The following is a 1,943-nucleotide window of genomic DNA, read 5'->3' on the forward strand; positions in this document are numbered from 1 at the left end:
TAACCCGGAGCAGGATGAAGCGATTGAAGATCTGGCCATTCAGTATGCGGATGCACCCATGGAAATGTCTTTCAATGCGCAATATTTGCTAGAAGTCTTGGGTGTGCTGGACGGTGATGATGTCTCCATGAGCATGACCGAAGCAAACCAGTCGGTGTTGGTTCAGGATCCTGCACATACTGATCAAACTTATGTTGTCATGCCGATGCGCGTTTAAGCGGCAGCATCCAGGCACAAGCTAATCATGCATATTACGCGTTTGCATATAGAGCGTGTACGAAACTTAAAAACGGTTGCTCTCCAGGGATTGCAGCCGTTTAACGTTTTTTATGGCCAGAATGGTTCAGGCAAGACCTCTATTCTGGAAGCCATTCACCTGCTGGCCACAGGGCGTTCTTTTCGTACCCATATTCCTAAAAATTACATTCAGCACAGCGCTTCGGATGCGATCGTGTTTGCCCAGTCTGATACCGAAAAAGTCGGTATGCAGAAAATGGCCAGTGGTGAGCAGCTGATCAAGGTAAATGGTGATCTGGTGGCGACCCAGGGGCAGCTGGCCAAACTGCTACCCTTGCAGCTGATTGATCCACAAAGCACCGATATTATCGATCATGGTGCCAAGCCACGCCGACAGTTATTGGACTGGTTAATGTTCCACGTGGAACCAGAGTTCTATCATGCCTGGCAATATTATTCGCGTGCCTTGAAGCAGCGCAACAGCTTGCTAAAGTCCAGGCGCTATCTCAGTCTGTCAGAGCTGGAGCCGTGGAACCAGATGCTCAGTCAATATGGTGAGATTCTGCATTCACAACGGGTCGGTATTGTCGAGCAATGGAAAGTTTTCTTTGAGGAAGACCTGAAACATTTGCTGCCAGATCTCACGATTGGCCTGGATTATAGTCCCGGTTTTCATGCTGAAACTGGCCTGCTCAATGACCTGACCAATCATCATGAGCGGGACGTTGAAAGACGCTATACAGAATACGGCCCACATCGCGCAGATTTGCGTCTGAAGACCCCTCTGGGAGATGCAGATGTGATCCTGTCTCGTGGACAGAAAAAGCTGCTGCTGATGGCGTTAAAACTGTCTCAAATTGCAATGCTACATTCTTGTAATAAGGAAACTGTGGTATTATTAGATGATCTGACAGCAGAATTAGATTTAACCGCCCAACAACGTTTAATTGAGCGATTGAGCCAACTTGGTAGTCAAGTTTTTATTACCACTTTAGACCACGAATCAGTACAAAAGCATTTACATGATTTGTCTATCTCATATCAGTTATTCAATGTTGAAAACGGTATCGTTCAGGTTGTTGTGCAATAGTATTTTAAAGTTTTACCCATCTTTGGATAGACCTATTTTTCACTAGGGAGAAACCATGAGTTCAGAAGATCAAGCTGCTTCTCAACCAGAACAAACCATTGAAAAGGCTTATGATTCCTCTAGCATCAAGGTATTACGTGGTTTAGACGCTGTGCGTAAGCGTCCGGGCATGTACATTGGTGATACAGACGACGGTACAGGCTTACACCATATGGTTTTCGAGGTGGTTGATAACTCGATTGACGAGGCGCTGGCAGGTCACTGTGATGAAATTTTAGTGACTATTCATGAAGATGAATCGGTGTCAGTATCAGATAACGGCCGTGGTATTCCAACTGATATTCATCCTGAAGAAGGTGTGTCTGCAGCAGAAGTAATTCTGACTATTCTGCATGCCGGTGGTAAGTTTGATGATAACAGCTATAAGGTCTCTGGTGGTCTGCACGGGGTAGGTGTTTCAGTTGTAAATGCCCTGTCAGAAAAATTGGAACTGACCATTCATCGTGCTGGTCATATTCACCAGCAGGAATACCGTCATGGCGATTCACAGTATCCGTTAAAAGTCATCGGTGATACAGACCGAACCGGTACCCGTGTACGTTTCTGGCCAAGTGCT

2 protein-coding genes and 1 pseudogene are annotated in these 1,943 nt (G+C 46.0%); all 3 read left to right on the forward strand.

Features of this window, described 5'->3' with window-relative positions; all coding sequences use genetic code 11:
* Window positions 1–217 (forward strand): annotated as a pseudogene (locus B4033_RS13165) (DNA polymerase III subunit beta); the annotation flags it as partial.
* A gap of 27 nt (window positions 218–244) precedes the next feature.
* The gene (gene recF / locus B4033_RS13170) at window positions 245–1,327 is read left to right on the forward strand and encodes a DNA replication/repair protein RecF (RefSeq protein ID WP_286834588.1); all 1,083 of its coding nucleotides are present in this window, start codon (window positions 245–247) and stop codon (window positions 1,325–1,327) included.
* 55 nt (window positions 1,328–1,382) lie between these two features.
* Window positions 1,383–1,943, forward strand: a 561-nt coding sequence (locus B4033_RS13175) for an ATP-binding protein (protein ID WP_286834589.1), incomplete at its 3' end; no start/stop codon positions are given.

Source organism: Acinetobacter sp. UBA3132 (assembly GCF_002364825.1).
In the GTDB taxonomy this organism is placed as follows: domain Bacteria; phylum Pseudomonadota; class Gammaproteobacteria; order Pseudomonadales; family Moraxellaceae; genus Acinetobacter; species Acinetobacter schindleri.